Origin of the sequence: Asticcacaulis sp. AC402 (assembly GCF_000495835.1) — a bacterium.
In the GTDB taxonomy this organism is placed as follows: Bacteria; Pseudomonadota; Alphaproteobacteria; order Caulobacterales; family Caulobacteraceae; genus Asticcacaulis.
The window spans coordinates 18,886-39,740 of the sequence record NZ_AWGC01000010.1 but is presented as its reverse complement, the minus strand read 5'-3'; the positions used below and the strand labels follow the sequence as shown (position 1 = coordinate 39,740).

The window sequence follows — 20,855 nt, the reverse complement described above, 5'->3', positions numbered from 1 at the left end:
GCGGTAACAGCCGACGCGGGGCACACATAAACATTTGCGAGGGGCCTATGGCCAATTTCCTTGATCGGCTTGTACTTAAGAAGTCGATTGCAAAAATCCAGGCCGAGGCGGCAAAAAGTCCGCTGAAGCGGTCCCTGGGTCCGATCAATCTGATGTCACTAGGCGTCGGCGCCATAATCGGGGCAGGGATTTTCGTCCTGACGGGCCAGGTGGCCTCTGCTAATGCCGGTCCGGCCATCATGCTCTCCTTCATCGCGGCTGGTATCGCCTGTGCGCTCGCCGGCCTTTGCTACGCCGAACTGGCGTCGACCATGCCGGTGTCGGGCTCGGCCTATACCTATGCCTACGGAACGCTCGGTGAGGTCGCCGCCTGGATTATGGGCTGGCTGCTGGTGCTGGAATATGGCATCGCCGCTTCGACCGTCGCTGTCGGCTGGTCAGGCTATGTCGTCAGCCTGCTGGGTGATTTCGGGGTGCATCTCCCAACCCTTGGCGCCGGAGGCGATCATCAGGCAACCCAATGGGCGACTCCGCTGGTTCAGGCCGTCGCCGACAAGGCCGGGCATACAACCATGTCCTTGAGCGGCACATTCAACCTGATCGCCGCCATTGGCATCGGCCTGGTGACCTGTCTGCTCGTCCTTGGTGTCAGCGAGTCGGCCAACGTCAACAACGCCATCGTCGTCCTCAAGATCATCGTCCTTTTGACCTTCATTGCCGTTGGAGTCGGCTATATCAATCCGGCCAATTGGGTGCCGTTCATTCCGGAACCGACGGGTAATCCGGGCGAATTTGGCGTCAGTGGTATTTTCCGCGGCGCAGCCATCATCTTCTTCGCCTATGTTGGGTTTGAGGCGGTTTCCACAGCAGCGGCCGAAGCCAAGAATCCTTCGAAAGACGTTCCGGTCGGCATCCTGGGCGCGCTGTTCATTTGTACGGCCATCTATATGGCCGTGGCCGCGGTCATGACCGGCGTCGTTCCCTACCTGGAACTGGCCAGCCCGGCCCCGATAGCAGTTGCCATCGACCGCATGGCGCTAACCTGGGCCAACTTCCCGTGGCCCTACGTCGAAAGCGGCCAGATGAACGCCATCAGCCTGCTGATCAAGGTCGGCGCGGTCGCCGGCCTGTCATCGGTCATGCTGGTTCTGTGTTTCGGCCAGACCCGGATCTTTTATACCATGGCGCGCGACGGTCTTCTGCCCGCCGTGTTCGCCAAGATACACACCAAGTTCCGCACGCCCTGGCTCGGTACAATCCTCCTGGGCATCATGATCGCCATTGCAGCCTCTTTCCTGCCAATCTCCCTCCTGGGTGACCTGGTCTCTCTGGGAACCGCCGTGGCCTTCTCGATCGTCTGCCTGTCGGTCATCTATCTGCGGATCAAGCATCCGGAGATGGAGCGTCCGTTCAAGGTGCCGGGCGGTATCGCAACCGCCGTCGCGGGCATAGCCGCCTGTCTGTTCCTGGCCTGGCAGAACTTTGCTCCGATGGTCGACCATGCCATGCGCGGCAATACCCTGCCGCTGACCATTCTGGTCTGCTATGCCATCGTTGGGGCGGTTATCTATATCGGCTATGGCTTCTGGCATTCTAAGCTGGCCAAGGGCATCGATATTACCGAAGATACCGACATGCCGTCGCCGGCTGAAGCCATGGGCAAAGGCGTCGACGACATTAAGTAGCGCTATCGCACTTGTGCTGCGCAAGGCTCGGGTTCATATCGGACCCGAGCCTTTTTTGTTTTCGAGATATCCATGTCCAATCCGCCGATCCGCCTGTTCATCGCCCCCGTGACGCCCTTGCAGCAGAATTGCACCGTTGTCTGGTGCACGAAGACGAACAAGGCCGCTGTCATCGACCCGGGCGGTGACCTCGATCCGATCCTGGAGGAAATCACCGCGCGCGGCCTGACGGTTGAGAAGATATGGATCACGCACGGTCACGCCGACCACGCAGGGGGTGCGGCTGAACTCAAGGAACGGACCGGGGTTCCGATTGAAGGACCACATGAGGACGATCAGTTCTGGATCGACAACATCCCCAGCATGGGACAGCGCTACGGCATTGCCAATATGCGCAGCTTTACGACCGACCGCTGGTTAAAGGACGGCGATACCGTGGCCTTGGGCGAGACGACCTGGGACGTTATCCATTGTCCGGGTCACACGCCGGGCCATGTTGTCTTCCATCACGCGCCGTCACAGTTTGCCCAGGTCGGCGACGTTTTGTTCGCCGGCTCGATCGGACGGACGGACTTTCCGCGCGGAAACCATGCCGACCTGATCCACTCGATCACGCACAAGCTTTGGCCGCTGGGCGATGTTCGGTTCGTGCCGGGACACGGGCCGATGTCGAGTTTCCACCAGGAACGCCAGGGTAATCCTTTCGTCGCTGATCGAGTTGTCGGCAAGGCCGGGCCGAATACGCAAGGGCCTGGGTAAGATAAGGCGAGGGGCCAAAGCACGTTTTCCTGGCCCCTCCGCGTTTCTCTCAGCCCTTGAGCAGCGGCGCCAGTTTCTGCGCCACAGACATATCGCCCTGGATCTTCATCTTGCCCATCATAAAGGCCATCATGGGGTCCAGGGAGCCGGCCGCCATGGCTTTGAGATCGTCAATGCTGATCTGAATGGTGGTGTCGGCCGGGCCGTCTTCATTGCTGACGACGTTCGGGACGTTGGCGGCATTAATCAGGATCTTGCCGATATCGCCGAAGTCGAACTTGACGACCTTGCCCAGGCCGGAGTTCTCGCCGACTGCGGCGGTTATTTTTTGCGTGATGGTTTCGAGATCGGACATAGCGTTTCTCCTGTTGAGTGTCTACAGATGCGCGACCTTAGCGAAATTTCCGTTCACGGCAAGATAGACGCAAGGTCAACAGGCCGTGATTCCGGAGGATCAAGTGAAACAGTTCGATGTTGTCATCCTGGGCGCAGGCGCCGCCGGCCTGATGTGTGGTATCGAGGCCGCCCGGCGCGGCCGCAAGGTCGTCGTGCTGGACCACGCCGCAAAGCCCGCCGAGAAGATTCGCATCTCCGGTGGCGGCAAGTGCAACTTCACCCACTTGAAAACGACACCGAAAAACTTCCTGTCGCGAAACCCCAGCTTCTGCATCTCGGCCCTGAAGCGCTTCACCGCCTGGCACTTCCTTGATCGCGTCATCAAACGCGGTATTGCCTACTATGAAAAGACCGAAGGCCAGTTGTTCTGCGAAAACGGCGCCCAGGACATCATCAACATGCTGCTGGACGACCTGGAATCGGCCGGTGGCCAACTTTGGCTGAACACCGAGATCAGCGGCGTCCATCAGACGGAGGACGGCTTCGAGATCAAGACGTCGCGAACCACCCTCGCCTGCTCGAAGGTCGTCGTCGCCACGGGCGGCCTGTCCATACCCAAGATGGGCGCTACCGGCCTGGCCTACGAGATCGCGCGCCAGTTCGGCCACAGCATCATCGACACCCGCGCCGGCCTGGTACCCTTTACGCTCGGCGACGAAAAACTGGCCGTACTCGGCGGACTGTCAGGCGTGTCACTGGAAGCGGCGGTGACCGCCGGAAAGACCAAGTTTGGCGACGGATTCCTCTTCACCCATCGCGGCCTGTCGGGTCCGTCGGTGTTGCAAATCTCGAGCTACTGGGACCTGGGCCAACCGGTGACGGTCGATCTGTTGCCCGGCCAGGACGCCATGGCCGTCCTTATGGAGAAGAAGCGCGACCGCCCCAAGGCGATGCTGACGACCATTGCCAGTGAGATACTACCAAAACGACTTGCGGAAAAGTGGCTGGAAATCTTTGCCCTGCCGGCCGAAAAGCGCATGGCAGACCTGAACAAGTCGGAGATGCAGACCCTGGCCGACGCCATCAATCGCTGGACCTTCACCCCCATGGGCACCGAAGGCTATCGCACCGCCGAGGTCACTCTGGGCGGGATCGATACCGACGGCCTGTCATCCCAGACGATGGAAAGCAAGCTCGTCCCTGGCCTTTACTTTATTGGTGAATGTGTCGACGTAACCGGATGGCTGGGCGGCTACAATTTCCAGTGGGCCTGGTCATCAGGCTGGGCCGCCGGGCAGGTCGTTTAGGCACGACCGGGCGAAACAGCTATCATTCACCAGGAAAATACAACGCCGATGCAAATCGATTCCTGATGCCCGGTGCTCAAGCTTCCTGCGCCTGGCGAGGAGCTTTCTTAAGCAGTAAATTCAACCACCGTTGGTACAACAAAAACCCCCGGCCGAAACCGGGGGTTCTTGTTGTCAAGCCAAAGTGAACAGAGCTTACTCGCCCGCGACCGGAGCTTCCAGCAGGACTTCCGCCGGCAGGGGCTCCATGGCCTCCTCACGCTGATGCGACAACTGCTCGTCTCGCTTGGTGGCGATGCGTTGCAGCGAGCGGAGGTAGGCGCCGGTACCGGCCGGGATAAGGCGGCCGACGATGACGTTTTCCTTCAGGCCATCGAGGGTATCGATCTTGCCCTGGACTGAGGCCTCGGTCAGGACGCGGGTGGTTTCCTGGAACGACGCCGCCGAGATGAAGCTGCGCGTTTGCAGCGAAGCCTTGGTGATGCCCAGCAGAACGGCCTGAGTGATGGCCGGACGGCCTCCACGCTTTTCCGTCTTGATGTTTTCGGCATCGACCTCAGTCTTGTCGAGGTGGTCGCCCTTGATCAGGCCCGTATCGCCGGCATCGAGGATTTCTACCTTCTGCAGCATCTGGCGAACGATCACTTCGATATGCTTGTCGTTGATCGGCACGCCCTGCAGGCGGTAAACTTCCTGGATTTCGTTGACCAGGTATTCGGCCAGAGCTTCGACGCCCTGGATACGCAGGATATCGTGCGGGTCCGGGTTTCCGTCGATGATGTAGTCGCCCTTCTGGATGACATCGCCGTCGTGCACAGAGATATGCTTGCCCTTCGGAATCAGGAATTCGACCGGTTCCGAACCATCCTCGGGGGTGATCTTGATGCGGCGCTTGTTCTTGTAGTCGCGGCCGAACTCAACACGGCCATCCATTTCGGCGATGACGGCGCAATCCTTCGGACGGCGGGCTTCGAACAGTTCGGCGACGCGCGGCAGACCGCCGGTGATGTCGCGGGTCTTGGCGCCTTCGGTAGGGATACGGGCCAAGATGTCGCCCGGTTTGACCTCGTCGCCATTGCCCACCGACAGAATGGCCCCGACCGGAAGCATGTAACGGGCATCGGCGCCCGACGCCATCTTCTTGTACGCCGAAGCGTCGTCGATGATGCCGAAGGCGGGACGAACGTCCGCCGACTTTGCCGAACCGCGCCAGTCGACAACCACGCGATTGGTGATGCCGGTGGTTTCGTCGGTTTCTTCGCGGACGGACTGACCGTCGGTCAGATCCTCGTAACGCACCTTACCGCCGACCTCGGTGATGATCGGGGTGGTGTACGGGTCCCATTCGGCCAGGCGTTGGCCCTTTTTGACCTGGGTACCTTCTTCCACGCGCAGGCGCGAACCGTAGCCGACCTTGTAGGTCTCGCGGTCCTTGCCGTCATGGTGGATGGTGATCATCAGGTTCCGCGACATCGAGATCAGGTCGCCGTGGGTACCGCGAACGATGTTGCCCGCCGAGATCTTTACAACACCGTCGGAAGTCGTTTCGTAGAAGGACTGCTCGGCCACCTGCACAGCGCCACCGATGTGGAAGGTCCGCATGGTCAGCTGCGTACCAGGCTCGCCGATCGACTGAGCCGCGATGACGCCGACCGCTTCACCCATGTTGACACGGGTGCCGCGGGCCAGATCACGGCCGTAACAGAAGGCGCAGGTGCCGAGATCCGCTTCGCAGGTCAGGACCGAACGGACCTTGACCGACTGTACGCCCGAAGCCTCGATGGCCTCGACGACGTTTTCATCGATATAGGTGTCGGCCTCGACCGCAACTTCCCCGGACGCGGTGTCCTTGATGTCCTCGGCCGTGGTACGGCCCAGGACGCGCTGGCCCAGCGAGACGAGAACGTCACCGCCTTCGACAACGGCCTTCAGCGTGATACCACGGGTGGTGCCGCAGTCATCTTCCATGATGATGCAGTCCTGGGCCACGTCGACGAGGCGACGAGTCAGGTAACCGGAGTTGGCAGTCTTCAGCGCGGTGTCGGCCAGACCCTTACGGGCGCCGTGGGTCGAGTTGAAGTATTCGAGAACCGACAGACCTTCCTTGAAGTTCGAGATGATCGGAGTCTCAATGATCGAACCGTCGGGCTTGGCCATCAGGCCGCGCATCCCGCCGAGTTGCTTCATCTGAGCCTGAGAGCCGCGGGCGCCGGAGTTGGCCATCATGTAGATCGAGTTGATCTCCAGTTCACGGCCGTCTGGACCGATATGCTTGCGCGAGATCTCCTTCATCATTTCGTCGGAGACGCGGTCGGTGGCCTTTGACCATGCGTCGACCACCTTGTTGTACTTTTCACCCTTGGTGATCAGGCCGTCGGCATATTGCTGCTCGTATTCCTCAACCAGGTTACGAGTTTCTTCGACGATCCCCTTCTTGGTGTCGGGAATGACGATATCGTCCTTGCCAAACGAGATGCCGGCGCGGGCCGCTTCCTTGAAGCCCAGGGCCATCATCTGGTCGGCAAAGATCACCGTCGCCTTCTGACCGCAGTGGCGGTAGACGATGTCGATCAGGTTGCCGATTTCCTTCTTGGTCAGTGTGCGGTCCAGAACCTTGAGGCCGATGTTTTCGTTACGCGGCAACAGGGCGCCGATCTTCATGCGCCCCGGGGTGGTGTCAACCACCTTGGTGCGAACGACTCCGTCCGGATCCTTTTGCGTAAAGCGGCACTTGACCTTCGCGTGCATGGACACGGCGCCGGCGTCGAGCGCGGCCTGGACCTCATTGAGGTCGCAGAAGATCATGCCCTCACCCTGTTCGCGTTCCTTGGTCAGGGACAGATAGTACAGACCCAAAACGATATCCTGCGACGGCACGATGATCGGGCGGCCGTTGGCGGGCGACAGGATGTTGTTGGTCGACATCATCAGGACGCGCGCTTCCAACTGGGCTTCCAGAGACAGCGGGACGTGAACGGCCATCTGGTCGCCGTCGAAGTCAGCGTTGAAGGCCGAACAAACCAACGGGTGCAGTTGGATGGCTTTGCCTTCAATCAGCTTTGGCTCGAACGCCTGGATGCCCAGACGGTGAAGCGTGGGCGCGCGGTTCAGCATGACCGGATGTTCACGGATGACCTCTTCGAGGATATCCCACACCTGGGGCTGTTCACGCTCGACCATGCGCTTGGACTGCTTGACGGTCCCGGACAGACCCTTGGCGTCAAGACGCGCATAGATGAAGGGCTTGAACAGTTCGAGCGCCATCTTCTTCGGAATGCCGCACTCGTGCAGTTTCAGCTCCGGACCAACGGTGATAACCGAACGGCCGGAATAGTCGACGCGCTTACCGAGAAGGTTCTGACGGAAGCGACCCTGCTTGCCTTTCAGCATGTCGGCCAGCGACTTCAGCGGACGCTTATTGGCGCCGGTGATGACACGTCCGCGGCGGCCGTTGTCGAACAGGGCGTCGACCGATTCCTGCAGCATCCGCTTTTCGTTGCGGATGATGATGTCAGGCGCGCGCAGTTCCATCAGCCGCTTCAGGCGGTTGTTACGGTTGATGACGCGGCGGTACAGGTCGTTCAGGTCGGAGGTGGCGAAGCGGCCGCCATCCAGCGGCACCAGCGGACGCAGTTCCGGCGGGATAACCGGCACGACGGTCAGGATCATCCATTCGGGACGGTTGCCGGACTCCATGAAGCTTTCGATCAGCTTCAGGCGCTTGGACAGCTTCTTGCCCTTCATTTCGGACGTATTGTCGACCAGGTCGGCACGGAGCTTTTCGGCGATCGCCGGCAGTTCCATCGCCATCAGCATGTTGCGAACGGCTTCGGCGCCGATTTCAGCGGTGAAGCTGTCGTCGCCAAACTCTTCCTGGCAGCGGAAATACTCATCTTCTGTCAGCAGCTGGTTAAGCTTCAGCGACGTCAGACCCGGCTCAGTAACTATGTAGTTTTCGAAGTACAGAACGCGTTCGACGTCCTTCAGCGCCATGTCGAGGATCATCGAAATCCGCGACGGCAGCGATTTCAGGAACCAGATGTGGGCGACCGGCGAAGCCAGCTCGATGTGACCCATGCGCTCACGGCGAACGCGCGACAGAGTGACTTCCACGCCGCACTTTTCGCAGATGATGCCCTTGTACTTCATGCGCTTGTACTTGCCGCACAGGCATTCGTAGTCCTTGGTTGGGCCAAAGATACGGGCGCAGAACAGGCCGTCACGTTCCGGCTTGAAGGTGCGGTAGTTGATCGTCTCCGGCTTCTTGATTTCACCGAACGACCAGGAGAGGATCTTCTCCGGGCTGGCGAGCGTGATACGGATCTGGTCGAAGGTCGGGGCGACCTGGACCGGATTGAAAATATTGAGGACTTCCTGGTTCATTCCAGTACTCCGATGTGCCTGGGCACGAAAATTAGACGTTCTTGGGCGGTAACGAAGTGCGTGAGGGGCCAATCTTGTTTAGAAGATTGGTCCCCTCGCCTTTTATCCCTGCCCGTTCTCCAGCTCGACGTTCAGGCCCAAGGAACGCATTTCCTTGATAAGGACGTTGAACGATTCCGGGATACCGGCTTCGAAGCTGTCGTCGCCACGGACGATGGCCTCGTAGACCTTGGTGCGGCCCGCCACGTCGTCGGACTTGACGGTGAGCATTTCCTGGAGGGTGTAGGCGGCGCCGTAAGCTTCCAGCGCCCAGACTTCCATTTCTCCGAAGCGCTGACCGCCGAACTGGGCCTTGCCGCCCAAAGGCTGCTGGGTGACGAGCGAGTAAGGCCCGATGGAGCGGGCGTGAATCTTGTCGTCGACCAGGTGGTGTAGCTTCAGCATGTAGATGATGCCGACCGTGACCGGACGCTTGAACTGCTCGCCGGTCTGGCCGTCGAACAGGATCGATTGGCCCGAGCGGTTGAGACCGGCCATTTCAAGCATGTCTTCGATATCGTTGATGTGGGCACCATCGAAAACCGGGGTCGCAATCGGCACGCCACGGGTCAGGTTGCGGGCCAGTTCCCTCAGATCGTCTTCACTTTCGGGAAGCTCCTGATCCTTGCCGTAAACCGCATGCAGGTGATCGATCAGAGCCTGCTTCTGGCCGCCGTTCTGCCAGTCTTCGAGCATCTTGCCGATCTGCTTGCCGATGTTGGCACAGGCCCAGCCGAGGTGGGTTTCGAAGATCTGACCGACGTTCATGCGCGAAGGCACGCCCAGCGGGTTCAGAACGATGTCAACATGCTCGCCGTCGGCCAGGAAGGGCATGTCTTCGACCGGCAGGATCTTGGAGATAACCCCCTTGTTGCCGTGACGGCCGGCCATCTTGTCGCCCGGCTGCAGCTTGCGCTTCACCGCCACGAACACCTTGACCATCTTCATAACGCCCGGTGGCAGTTCGTCACCGCGCTGCAGCTTCTCGACCTTGTCTTCGAAGCGACGGTCCAGGCGCTTGCGGGCGTCCTGGAACTGACGGTTCATCGCCTCGATCTCGGCCATGAGCTTTTCATCGTCCAGGGCGATCTGCCACCAAAGACCGCGCGAGATTTCGCCCAGCTTGTCTTCGGTAACCTCGCCACGGCCCAGGCCCTTCGGACCTGAGATAGCGTCTCTGCCCAGAAGAATTTCCTTCAGACGGCCATAGATGTTGCGTTCCAGAATCGACAACTCGTCGTCACGGTCCTTGCCCAGGCGCTCGATTTCAGCGCGCTCGATGGCCTGAGCGCGCTCATCTTTTTCGACGCCGTGACGGTTGAAGACGCGGACTTCGACCACTGTGCCGGCAACGCCCGGCGGCAGGCGCAGGGAGGTGTCGCGGACGTCTGAAGCCTTTTCGCCGAAGATGGCGCGCAGCAGCTTTTCTTCCGGCGTCATCGGGCTTTCACCCTTCGGTGTCACCTTGCCGACCAGGATATCACCTGGCTGGACTTCGGCGCCGATGGCGACGATACCGGCCTCGTCGAGGTTGCGCAGGGCTTCCTCGCCGACGTTGGGGATGTCGCGGGTGATTTCTTCGGGGCCCAGCTTGGTGTCGCGGGCCATCACTTCGAATTCCTCGAGGTGGATCGAAGTGAAAATATCGTCGCGCACAATGCGTTCCGAGATAAGGATCGAATCTTCGAAGTTGTAGCCGTTCCACGGCATGAAAGCGACGAGGACGTTGCGGCCAAGGGCCAGATCACCGAGGTCGGTGGACGGACCGTCAGCGATGATGTCGCCTGCTGCCACCTTGTCGCCGACCTTGACGATCGGACGCTGATTGATACAGGTGTTCTGGTTGGAACGCTGGAACTTCGACAGGCGGTAGATGTCGACACCCGGCTTGGTCGGATCGTTTTCCTCGGTGGCGCGGACAACGATACGGGTACCGTCGATCTGCTCCACCACGCCCGGGCGGCGGGCGCCCACAGTGGCGCCGGAGTCACGCGCCACGACCTCTTCCATACCGGTGCCGACGAACGGCGCATCTGACTTGACCAGGGGCACGGCCTGACGCTGCATGTTCGAGCCCATGAGGGCGCGGTTGGCGTCGTCGTTTTCGAGGAACGGGATCAGGGCGGCGGCGACCGAAACAACCTGCTTCGGCGACACGTCCATAAAGTCGACGGTCGAAGCCTGCTGCAGACCCGGCTCACCGTTGACACGACCCTGAACCAGATCCTCGACGATCCTCTTGCCGCTGTCCAGGACGATATTGGCCTGGGCGATGACGTGCTTGGACTCTTCCATGGCTGACATGTAGACAACGCCTTCCTGGGCGACGCCGTCGACAACCTTGCGGTAAGGGCTTTCGATAAAGCCGTACTTGTTGACGCGAGCGTGGGTGGCCAGGGAGTTGATCAGGCCGATGTTCGGGCCTTCCGGCGTTTCGATCGGGCAGATCCGGCCATAGTGCGTCGGGTGCACGTCACGGACTTCGAAGCCTGCCCGTTCACGGGTCAGACCGCCAGGGCCCAAGGCCGACAGGCGGCGCTTGTGGGTGATTTCCGACAGCGGGTTGGTTTGGTCCATAAACTGCGACAGCTGCGATGAACCGAAGAATTCGCGCACCGCGGCGGCAGCTGGCTTGGCGTTGATCAGGTCGTGCGGCATGACCGTGTCGATATCAACGCTGGACATGCGTTCCTTGATGGCACGCTCCATACGCAGCAGGCCGACGCGGTATTGGTTTTCCAGCAGTTCGCCGACCGAGCGGACCCGGCGGTTGCCCAGGTTGTCGATATCGTCGATTTCCCCGCGGCCGTCGCGCAGTCCGACCAGGATCTTGAGGATCTTCAGGATGTCGTCCTTGCGCAGCACCCGCTCGCTGTCGGCGACGTCCTGCTCCAGACGCATATTCATCTTCACTCGGCCGACACTCGACAGGTCATAGCGCTCCAGTTCGAAGAACAGGGAGTTGAACATGGCTTCAGCGGCTTCGATCGTCGGCGGCTCGCCCGGACGCATGACACGGTAGATGTCAAACAAAGAGTCTTCGCGCGAGCTGTTCTTGTCGACGCGCAAGGTCGAACGCATGTAAGGCCCGACGGTAACGTGGTCGATGTCCAGCACGTCGACCGTGGTGAAGCCATTGTCTTCCAGAGCCTTGACCGAGGCGGCGTCGAGTTCGTCACCGGCTTCCGCGTAGATTTCGCCGGTCGCGAAGTTGACGGCATCGCGCGCCAGATAACGGCCGATCAGGGCGTCCTGCGACAGCAGCAGCGACTTGACGGTGTCGCCCAGTTTCTTGGCGTTGCGGGCGGATATCTTGGTGCCGGCAGTGGCCACGACCTCGCCGGAATCGGCGTCGATCAGGTCGAATTCCGGCTTCACACCGCGCCAGCGCTCGAACTTGTACGGCGTAACCCAGCCGGCTTCGCGCTTTTCGTAAGGCACGACTTCATAGAAGGTCGTCAGGATTTCTTCCCCATCCATGCCCAGGGCAAACAGGAAAGAGGTCGCTGGCAGCTTGCGGCGGCGGTCGATCCGGACATACAGAATGTCCTTCGCGTCGAACTCAAAGTCGAGCCACGAACCGCGGTACGGGATGATGCGCGCGCCGAAAAGCAGCTTGCCCGACGAGTGGGTCTTGCCCTTGTCGTGGTCGAAGAAAACACCCGGCGAACGGTGCATCTGCGAGACGATGACGCGCTCGGTGCCGTTGACGACGAAGGTCCCCTTGTCGGTCATCAATGGGATGTCGCCCATATAGACATCCTGCTCCTTGATGTCCTTGACGGAGCGGGCGCCGGTATCCTCATCAGTTTCGAACACGATCAGGCGCAGCTTGACCTTGAGCGGCGCGGCATAGGTGATGTCACGCTGGATGCATTCCTCGACATCGTACTTGGGCTCTTCGAACTCATACGAAACGTACTCGAGGGTGGCACGCTCATTGAAATCCTTCACCGGGAAGACCGACTTGAACACCGCTTCAAGGCCGTCGTCGATCCGGTTGACCGGACGGACGTCGCGCTGCAGGAACTGCTCATAGGAAGAACGCTGAACCTCGATAAGGTTCGGCATTTGAATGGCTTCGGGGATGCGGCCGAATGATTTCCGGATCCGCTTCTTCTGCGTGAAGGTTAAGGGCATTGCAATTCCTTGCGTGAACGCTTGGATTAAATTGTTAGGCAGTCAGACTGCGCGCGAGGTTTGTTGAAGGCTCCGTCCGGGAGCCAAAAGCTTGCCTTGCGCCTGCTCTTTTTTGATCTCGCGATCAAAGACGCTGTTGTTTATGGTTCAGGCTAGTGAACCAAACCCTTCGCCGGCGGAAAGAGCATAAGACCGGCCTGCGGGTCCCACTGCAGGCGCAACACGCCTTTCGGGGGAGCGTGCCATACCGCACTTACCCCCATTCGTAAAGAGCCTTTATCAATATTTTTCTTGACGGCCTAAACCCGCGGGAATCAAGGCGAAATTGCGGCATCACGGCCGTCGGATGCCCTGCCACGGATCGGGTATCCGGACGATGCGGATCCCGGCTCGCCAACTGTTGGGCCAGGCCCGCCCGCCCATCAGCCCGATCAGCAGGAATCCCGCAACAAACCCGCCCAAATGCGCTTCCCAGGCAATCGGGATATTCAGCGGACCACCCTGCCCTTGCAGAACTTGCAGCAACAGGTAGGGCCCGCCAAAAAGCAGGACCACCAGGGCGTTCGACCAGATGAAGAACCAAATCGCGTTGACCGTAGCGTTGCTGACCAACGGCCTTATCTTTTCACCAAAGACATCCAGCCGCATGACGGCGGCATAGACGCCGTAAACCGCGCCCGACGCCCCGACGACGGGGATGTCGCCGTCCGGATGCAACTGCCAGAACAACAGGTTGCCCGCCAGGCCACACAGCAGATACAGCAGGTGAAACGGCACGACGCCGCGCCAGCCCTTGCCAAAACGCGCGGCAACCAAAGGCGCCAGGTTGAGATAGGCCCACACATTACTTGCAAAATGCACGTAACCTAGCCATGGCGCTTCCGGCGTATAGCCGTGCAAAAACGTAGAGGTAAGCAAGGTCCACCAGCGGCCTTCTTTCATTGCAGTGCCGGAGAATGCCCAGTCCTCCATCGTCACGACGCCCGCCACCTGGCCAGCCATTACGATGCCGCACGCCACGACCACCAGCCACACCGGCCAGTTTCGTGGATCCAACATCAGGCTTACGGCGCTGAGGCGCTGTGGCTCCGGACTTTCAGGCCGGTCGGTTACAGGAACGGCTGTATCGCTCATCCTCTCGATATGGGATCGCCATCGCCCAACGGAAGACCCACATGCAAAACGGGCCGAAGGTTTCCCTCCGGCCCGTCAGAAGATTGGCTTTGATGCCTTGGCATTTTCGTTTTCGCGAAAATACCGGGTGCCGAAATTACTTAACTTCGACCTTGGCGCCGGCTTCTTCCAGCTTCTTCTTGATGTCGGCAGCTTCCTGCTTGGAGATGTTTTCCTTGACGTTCTGCGGAGCGCCTTCGACGAGGTCCTTGGCTTCCTTCAGACCCAGGTCGGTACGGATCGTGCGGATTTCCTTGATCACGTTGATTTTCTTGTCGCCGCCGTCGGTCAGGACAACGGTGAACTCGGTTTGCTCTTCGACAGCTTCGACCGGGGCGGCAGCGCCACCGCCGACAGCGGCGACGGCGACCGGAGCGGCAGCGGAAACGCCCCACTTGTCTTCCAGCAGCTTCGACAGTTCAGCGGCTTCGAGAACCGACAGGGCGGACAGGTCTTCGACCAGCTTTTCCAGTTTGGACATTGTAGTTCCTTAAGAGATAGAGATTGATGAGGGAATGTAGGTGGTGTTCTTAAGCTTCTGCGTTTTCGCGGGCATAGGCCCCGATGACGCGCGCCACAGCGCCGGCAGGTGCCACGAGGACGCCGGCGATCTTGGTCGCGGGCGCTTGCAGCAGGCCGATCAGCTTGCCGCGCAGCTCGTCCAGGGACGGCAGCGTGGCCAGCGAGCGGACACCGGCTTCGGTCAGGACATCCGTTTCCATGATGCCGCCAATGATCTTGAGCTTGTCATTCTCTTTGGCGTACTGGACGGAAATCTTGGCAGCGGTGACCGGGTCGGCCGAATAGACCAGGGCGACCGGGCCTTTGAACAGGGCATCGCCCTTTTCACCGGCCGAGCCGTCCAGGGCCTTTTGGGCCAGGCGGTTCTTGAACACCTTCACAACAGCGTTTTCCTTACGGAGACGGTTGCGAAGTTCAGACATTTCCACAAAGGTCATACCCGTATACTGGGTAACAACCACGGCGCCAGAGTTCGCGAAGACGCCCTTGAGCTCTTCGATCGTCTCGGCTTTTTGTGCGCGGTCCATAAGTGGCCTCCATGGTAATCCTGTGGCGAGCGTAGAGACGCCACGGGGGGTGAAGCTTTAGCCGGAGACCCGGCCAAAACGTAACAAATGACTTTATCGCTTCCAATAAATTGGAAACGTCAAAATCGACTGTCGAGAGGAGAAGCTTTCACCACAAGGATTACGCTCATTTCCGCTTTTAAGGAAATGCAAGTAAGTCTTGGTTGGCTTATCGCGTCCCGTCTGGTTTCGGCCGGCGGCGGCTACCGCAGATTATGGATCAGGCGGCCCCTGATCCCCGAAGGTTCTCGGACAGAACGGAGTGGGCGCCGCAAGCGACATCCACGCCGGAGCGGGCGGTATACAGACAAAGCCCATACACTGCAAGCCCAAAGTCGTCCTGGAAAGTCCGCTGGCCAGGCATCTTCGATCCGCCGTGCAACGAAGACGACTTCATGCAGGGGATCCGGTAGGCCTCGGTCAATAACGCCTCCAGCGCCCGTAGTTCGGGCGACCTGATCAAGTTGACGGACCCGGCCACCATCCGGTTTCAGGGCCAGATCCTGGACAGCTTGGACACAAAAACGCATGACTTCGCGATCAGTGCGATCCGCAACTGAGTCAACAACCCCGCCCGACACCAGTTGTGTAGCAAGGCGTTGTAAGTTTACGTTTTCCCTCTCCTCCCTTTTTTGCTGGAGAGGTACTGAGCAAGTGAGCCCTATATTCGGCGAAACGCGTCGAAGCGGAAGGGGCCTCTTACGGTCATCCGCTCCGCCCATTTCAAACCAACAGTGTCGTGACGCACCGTAAGACCCGTGGTACACCGGTGTCATAGCCAGACACAAGGAACATCATGAACCGTTTTGCCATGCTCTTTGCCGTCACCGCCCTGGTCCTGGCGGTCCCGGCGGCGGCCCAGACTCAAACGCCGGCAGCCCCCGTCACCTATCCGCCCTATGGCCGCATCATCACTCTTGCCGAGGCCAAGATAGCCGTTGCGGCGGCTGAGGCCGAGGCGCGCAAGAACGGCTGGAACGTGGTGGTCATCGTGGTCGAGCCGACCGGCGCTCTGGTCGCAGCCGAAAAGATGGACGGCACCCAATATGGTTCGATCGATGTGGCGACCGGCAAGGCGGAGACGGCAGCCCGCTTCCGTCGCCCGACGCTGGCCTTCCAACAGGCGGTCAGGGACGGCAATCTCAACTCGATCTTCACGGGCGCTATGGCGCTGGAAGGCGGCGAACTTTTGATCATCGACGGTCAGGTCGTCGGCGCCATCGGGGTCTCGGGCGCAACGGCGGCGCAGGACGGTCAGATCGCGCGTGCCGGAGCAGCTGCGGTGCTCAAGTAAAGCAAGGCTCAGCGCGCAACGTCCGCTTGGTCGCGGCCGGATAGGTGATGAGCTTGCCGGCGGGTCTGATTGGCCGCGTCACCAGATTGCCGCCACAGTTGGGACAGGCATGCTCCAGCTTTGCCGCGCAATCGGGGCAATAGGTGCATTCGAAGGTGCAGATAAATGCGTCTGCCGCCGGCGGAAGATCGCCGTCGCAGCATTCGCAATTGGGTCGAAGTTCAAGCATCCAACATCCTTTAGGCAAGAAAAGACCGATTGCTGTATGTCCCCGTTGCACCGGGAGGCAGATCACTTGCGATTAGCAAATGAGACGGTGGGGGATTTGGCCGGCTGACATTATCCACCATTGGCCAGAAATCTATATGTGTTTTGAGACGTTGGGGAGGGAGCGCCTACAACCCTCGCCGCTTTCATCCGGCGTGCGGCAACCCGGAACGGAGCGTACTCAGGTACGTAAACCTCGGAAGCGAAGAAAACGGCACTTTGCAGCCCCGCCGGACGGAATATCCGGATAGTCGTCAAGCAAAGGCGAAGCCCTCATCTGCCCAACCGGTCAGGCCGCCGATCATCACCTTCACCTTGCGCCCCAGCCTTGCCAGTTTCAGCGCGGCCTGGTCGGCGCCATTGCAGTGCGGACCAGCGCAGTAAACCACAAACAGCACATCCGAAGGCCATGTCGCCAAAGCCTCTTCGCTGATCGTGCGGTGCGGCAAGTGATGCGCCCCTGGAATGTGCCGTTTCGCAAAGGCCTCCGGCGACCCGACGGCATGCAGCAAGACAAAATCCGGATCCCCAGACGTCAAAGCATCCTGGACGTCGGCGCAGTCGGTCTCGATCGCGAGTTTCGCCTCATAAACCCTGATGACATCTTCGGGTGCTGCGGCGGGATAGGCGGTGACGAAAGAACGGGTGGCATGCATGACACAATCTCCTGTGAAGTTGACGAAGCGAATATGCCGTAGCGGAAACGCCTCTTGAAGATGGCACGATTGCCAGCTATGGTAAGAATTATGCCAAACCTGCCTCGCCCCAACCGACTTGTCTGCGCGCTGGCCTTTGACGGTATGCCGCTGTTTGAATTTTCCATCGCCGTGGAGCTGTTCGGCCTCGACCGGCCGGAAATGGGGCCCAACTGGTACAGATTTCAGGTCGTCCAGCTCGAAGCAGGCCCTTGCCGCACCACGGCCGGGCTCTATCTCACGGCGTCGGCGCCGCTATCCCTGCTGGAAGAAGCGGGTACCATCATCATCCCTGGCTGGAGTCCTACAAAGGCGATTCCTCAGGACCTGATCGACATCCTGCACCGCGCCTATGACCGCGGCGCACGCATCGTCACAATTTGCTCCGGCGCCTTCGTCCTCGCGGCCGCCGGCCTTCTCAAGGGCCGCCGCGCCACCACCCACTGGAAATATGTCGACTTCGTCAAGCAGCACTATCCCGAGGTCCAACTTGTCCCGGACGTGCTCTATATTGACGAGGGACAGATCATGACCTCGGCTGGCAGCGCCGCCGGCATCGACCTGTGTCTGCATCTGATTCGCCGCGACTATGGACCTGAAGCCGCCAACAAGGTCGCCCGCCGCCTGGTCGTACCCCCGCACCGCGACGGCGGCCAGGCGCAATACATCGAACGCGCCGTGCCGACCGACTACGAGAGCAAGCGTCTTGGCCCCCTGCTTGACCACATGCGCCAAAGCCTCGACAAGGAGCACCGCATCCCCGAACTTGCCCGCCGTGCCGGCATGAGCGAACGGACCTTCCTGCGCCGCTTTTCAGAAGCCACCGGCACGACACCGGCCAAATGGCTGTTGGGCGTCCGCCTGAACGAGGCCCGCGACCACCTCGAAGCCAGCGACATCAGCATCGAGCAGATCGCCGAACGGACCGGCTTCGGCACCACGACCAATCTGCGCCATCACTTCCGCGAGCACCTGAACACCACGCCCACGGCCTATCGCCAAACCTTTTCCCGCGCCGCCCAATGAGCCGTTTCGCTGATACGCCGCCCCCGCCCTACTACGTTGTCAGCTTTTCGTCGCAACGGACCGATGGCGATGATGGCGATGATGGCTATGGCGACATGGCCGACCAGATGGTCGCGCTCGCCGCACAACAACCGGGCTACCTCGGCATCGAAAGCGCGCGTGATGCCGAGGGTTTCGGCATCACCAATTCATACTGGGCGGACGAGGCCAGCATTATTGCCTGGAAACGAGTCGCCAACCACCTGGCGGCGCAAAAGCTGGGGCGCAATAAGTGGTATGAGCGATATATCACCCGCGTCGCCCGCGTCGAACGCGCCTACGGGTTTGAAAAGAGCTGAGGGCAAATTATAACTGGGCCAAAATTCGGGCGGGGGAAGACGCGCCTACATCTTCCCCCTTTATTACCTGAGCTGCGGCAACCCGGAGAAGGAAGTTCACTCAGATAAACACGTAAAGCCCGATACCGTCTCAAACTATAGTAAGCCAAGCAAGTTGACAGAGAGTCGATTGGCTCGATTTCAAAAGCAACAAACATCTACGACGAATTTCGTAGGTTAAGGATGCTTGAGGTCATGATCAATGTCGAATGAATTATCAGTAATGTTGGATTAAAATATTTGCATTACCCTGCAAAGTTGCCAATTTTGCTTTCATGCGATACTTTCGCGGTGGTAGACTTTCACCGGACTTGATTTTCTGACGCGGCTTTGGCACGGACTTGCGACATGGCTGTGACAGATATCCAACCCATCCTCAAATTCCTCGGCAGCGCGACACCGCTGGCCTGGATCGACGCCGCCGTGGCCAACCAGGACCTGCTGCTCCTCGACCACAAGAACTGCGAGTACAAGGCGGCCAGCAATGCCATCAATCTTATGGCCAAGTACCAGGAGCGCGTGGAACTGGTGACCGCCATGGCGCGGCTGGCGCGTGAGGAACTGGCCCACCACGAACAGGTGATGAAGTTCATCAAGACGCGTGGCGTGGTCCTGCGGCCGCTTTCCGCCGCACGTTACGCCGCGTCCTTGCGCACCCTGGTCCGGCGCAACGAGCCTGGCATGCTCACTGACATACTGGTGATCAGCGCCTTTATCGAGGCCCGGTCATGCGAGCGCTTCGCCGCCATCGCACCGCATCTCGACGCCGAACTCGGTGGCTTTTATGCCAGCCTGCTGCGCACCGAGGCGCGCCACTTTACTGGCTACCTCAAACTGGCCCATCTGTATGGCAACGCCGCAGATATCGCCCAACGCATCGAAACCGTCCGCAGCCACGAACAGGCCCTCATCCAAGATCCGGATACAGAGTTCCGCTTCCACTCCGGCCCGCCGGCGTGAACGATCCATTCAGCGCGTCTCAAACAAAAAAGCCGCCCCGTTGCCGGAGCGGCTTTTTATTTCCAATAAATCAGAAATTACAGGCTGGTGGTGGAGGTATCGACCTTCACGCCCGGGCCCATGGTTGAAGACACCGAGATCTTGCGAACATAGAGCCCCTTGGCACCCGACGGACGGGCCTTGACCAGAGCGTCGACCAGAGCCTTGACGTTGACTTCAAGGGCTTCGGTGGTGAAACTGATCTTGCCAATGCCGACATGAACGATACCGGCCTTTTCGACCCGGAACTCGACCGCGCCGCCCTTTGCATCCTTGACGGCTTGGGCGACGTTCGGCGTGACGGTCCCGACCTTCGGGTTCGGCATCAGGCCGCGCGGCCCCAGCACCTTACCCAGACGGCCGACCAAGGCCATCATGTCCGGGGACGCGATGACGCGATCGAAGTCCATGAAGCCGCCCTGGATCTTTTCGACCAGATCTTCTGCACCAACGACTTCGGCGCCAGCAGCCAGAGCTTCCTCGGCCTTCTTGTCCTTGGCGAACACGGCGACACGGACGTGCTTGCCTGTACCCGACGGTAGGTTGACGACGCCACGGACCTGCTGGTCGGCGTGACGCGGGTCAACGCCCAGGTTGATCGCGATTTCGACGGATTCGTCGAACTTGGCCTTGGCGTTGGCTTTGACGGTTTCAAGCGCCTCGGTCAGCGGATACAGCTTGGCGCTGTCGGTGTTCCAGGCTTGAATGCGTTTTGCGAGCTTGCTCATATCAGTCCACCACCTGCAGGCCCATGGAAAGGGCGGAACCCTCGATAATCTTGGTCGCCTGATCGAGATCGTGGGCGCTCAGATCCTTCATTTTCTTTTCGGCGATGTCGCGCAGTTGCTGGCGCGTGATCTTGCCGGCGGAGTCGCGACCAGGCAGCTTGGAGCCCGACTTCAGTCCCAAGGCTTGCTTGATAAAGAAGGTCGCCGGCGGCGTCTTCGTCATGAAGGTGAACGACTTGTCCTGATAGACAGTGATAATCGTCGGGAGCGGCGTGCCCTTTTCGACATTTTCGGTGCGTGCGTTGAATTCCTTACAGAAACCCATGATGTTAACGCCGCGCTGGCCCAGTGCAGGACCGATGGGGGGCGAAGGCGTGGCAGAGCCGGCCTTCACCTGGAGCTTGATATAGCCCAGGACTTTCTTAGCCATTGGATATCTCCGGTAGTCCCCAAACGAGGGACATTGTGAGCCGTGGTGCGCATCTCTGCTCCCACGGATTTATCCCGCCCAAAAGCGAGATCGCGGCCTATAGCGGTTTACAGTCGAAAAGACAAGCCT

The 20,855-nt window shown here is 59.9% G+C and carries 17 protein-coding genes; 7 read left to right on the top strand and 10 right to left on the bottom strand.

Annotated elements, in window-relative coordinates; genetic code table 11:
- Positions 1-47 precede the first annotated feature (47 nt).
- Positions 48-1,685 carry an amino acid permease gene (locus ABAC402_RS25965; protein ID WP_023448614.1) on the top strand — a complete coding sequence of 546 codons (1,638 nt, stop codon included), beginning with the start codon at positions 48-50 and terminating at the stop codon, positions 1,683-1,685.
- Positions 1,686-1,757: 72 nt separating this feature from the next.
- On the top strand, positions 1,758-2,444 hold the full coding sequence (locus tag ABAC402_RS25960; protein ID WP_023448613.1) for an MBL fold metallo-hydrolase: 687 nt from the start codon (positions 1,758-1,760) through the stop codon (positions 2,442-2,444).
- 49 nt (positions 2,445-2,493) lie between these two features.
- Here the strand turns inward: ABAC402_RS25960 and ABAC402_RS25955 are convergent, their stop codons facing one another.
- Positions 2,494-2,799, bottom strand: coding sequence for an SCP2 sterol-binding domain-containing protein (locus ABAC402_RS25955; protein WP_023448612.1), 306 nt, complete (start codon positions 2,797-2,799; stop codon positions 2,494-2,496).
- 103 nt (positions 2,800-2,902) lie between these two features.
- Between ABAC402_RS25955 and ABAC402_RS25950 the strand changes: the two genes are divergently transcribed.
- A complete protein-coding gene (locus ABAC402_RS25950) occupies positions 2,903-4,087 on the top strand; it encodes an NAD(P)/FAD-dependent oxidoreductase (RefSeq protein ID WP_031235280.1) in 1,185 nt (394 codons plus the stop codon).
- Positions 4,088-4,282: 195 nt separating this feature from the next.
- Here the strand turns inward: ABAC402_RS25950 and rpoC are convergent, their stop codons facing one another.
- From rpoC to rplJ, 5 genes are all read right to left on the bottom strand, one after another.
- Complete coding sequence (gene rpoC, locus ABAC402_RS25945; RefSeq protein ID WP_023448610.1) at positions 4,283-8,470, bottom strand: DNA-directed RNA polymerase subunit beta'; 4,188 nt, start codon at positions 8,468-8,470, stop codon at positions 4,283-4,285.
- Between the two features lie 102 nt (positions 8,471-8,572).
- Positions 8,573-12,649 carry a DNA-directed RNA polymerase subunit beta gene (gene rpoB / locus ABAC402_RS25940; protein WP_023448609.1) on the bottom strand — a complete coding sequence of 1,359 codons (4,077 nt, stop codon included), beginning with the start codon at positions 12,647-12,649 and terminating at the stop codon, positions 8,573-8,575.
- 333 nt (positions 12,650-12,982) lie between these two features.
- Positions 12,983-13,783 carry a rhomboid family intramembrane serine protease gene (locus tag ABAC402_RS0119890; protein WP_023448608.1) on the bottom strand — a complete coding sequence of 267 codons (801 nt, stop codon included), beginning with the start codon at positions 13,781-13,783 and terminating at the stop codon, positions 12,983-12,985.
- A 136-nt stretch (positions 13,784-13,919) separates the two neighbouring features.
- Positions 13,920-14,303 carry a 50S ribosomal protein L7/L12 gene (rplL, locus tag ABAC402_RS25935; protein ID WP_023448607.1) on the bottom strand — a complete coding sequence of 128 codons (384 nt, stop codon included), beginning with the start codon at positions 14,301-14,303 and terminating at the stop codon, positions 13,920-13,922.
- A gap of 49 nt (positions 14,304-14,352) precedes the next feature.
- The gene (gene rplJ, locus ABAC402_RS25930) at positions 14,353-14,871 is read right to left on the bottom strand and encodes a 50S ribosomal protein L10 (RefSeq protein WP_023448606.1); all 519 of its coding nucleotides are present in this window, start codon (positions 14,869-14,871) and stop codon (positions 14,353-14,355) included.
- Between the two features lie 835 nt (positions 14,872-15,706).
- Between rplJ and ABAC402_RS25920 the strand changes: the two genes are divergently transcribed.
- Positions 15,707-16,204, top strand: a complete 498-nt coding sequence (locus tag ABAC402_RS25920; protein ID WP_023448604.1) for a heme-binding protein — start codon at positions 15,707-15,709, stop codon at positions 16,202-16,204.
- Here the strand turns inward: ABAC402_RS25920 and ABAC402_RS39650 are convergent.
- The gene (locus ABAC402_RS39650; protein WP_082179857.1) at positions 16,197-16,433 is read right to left on the bottom strand and encodes a DUF1272 domain-containing protein; all 237 of its coding nucleotides are present in this window, start codon (positions 16,431-16,433) and stop codon (positions 16,197-16,199) included. The genes ABAC402_RS25920 and ABAC402_RS39650 overlap by 8 nt on opposite strands.
- Before the next feature lie 292 nt (positions 16,434-16,725).
- Positions 16,726-17,127 carry a rhodanese-like domain-containing protein gene (locus ABAC402_RS25915; RefSeq protein WP_023448603.1) on the bottom strand — a complete coding sequence of 134 codons (402 nt, stop codon included), beginning with the start codon at positions 17,125-17,127 and terminating at the stop codon, positions 16,726-16,728.
- 90 nt (positions 17,128-17,217) lie between these two features.
- On the opposite strand from ABAC402_RS25915, the gene ftrA reads away from it, so the two are divergent.
- The 3 genes from ftrA (at position 17,218) to ABAC402_RS25900 (ending at position 19,529) form a co-directional block, all read left to right on the top strand.
- On the top strand, positions 17,218-18,192 hold the full coding sequence (gene ftrA, locus ABAC402_RS25910; RefSeq protein WP_023448602.1) for a transcriptional regulator FtrA: 975 nt from the start codon (positions 17,218-17,220) through the stop codon (positions 18,190-18,192).
- A complete protein-coding gene (locus ABAC402_RS25905) occupies positions 18,189-18,530 on the top strand; it encodes an antibiotic biosynthesis monooxygenase (protein ID WP_023448601.1) in 342 nt (113 codons plus the stop codon). The genes ftrA and ABAC402_RS25905 overlap by 4 nt, the downstream gene beginning before the upstream one ends.
- 387 nt (positions 18,531-18,917) lie before the next feature.
- Positions 18,918-19,529: a tRNA-(ms[2]io[6]A)-hydroxylase gene (locus ABAC402_RS25900; protein ID WP_023448600.1), complete on the top strand. Its 612-nt coding sequence runs from the start codon at positions 18,918-18,920 to the stop codon at positions 19,527-19,529.
- A gap of 77 nt (positions 19,530-19,606) precedes the next feature.
- On the opposite strand, the gene rplA is transcribed toward ABAC402_RS25900, so the two are convergent.
- A complete protein-coding gene (gene rplA, locus ABAC402_RS25895) occupies positions 19,607-20,296 on the bottom strand; it encodes a 50S ribosomal protein L1 (RefSeq protein ID WP_023448599.1) in 690 nt (229 codons plus the stop codon).
- 1 nt (position 20,297) lies between these two features.
- Complete coding sequence (gene rplK / locus ABAC402_RS25890) at positions 20,298-20,726, bottom strand: 50S ribosomal protein L11 (protein ID WP_023448598.1); 429 nt, start codon at positions 20,724-20,726, stop codon at positions 20,298-20,300.
- Between the last annotated feature and the right edge of the window lie 129 nt (positions 20,727-20,855).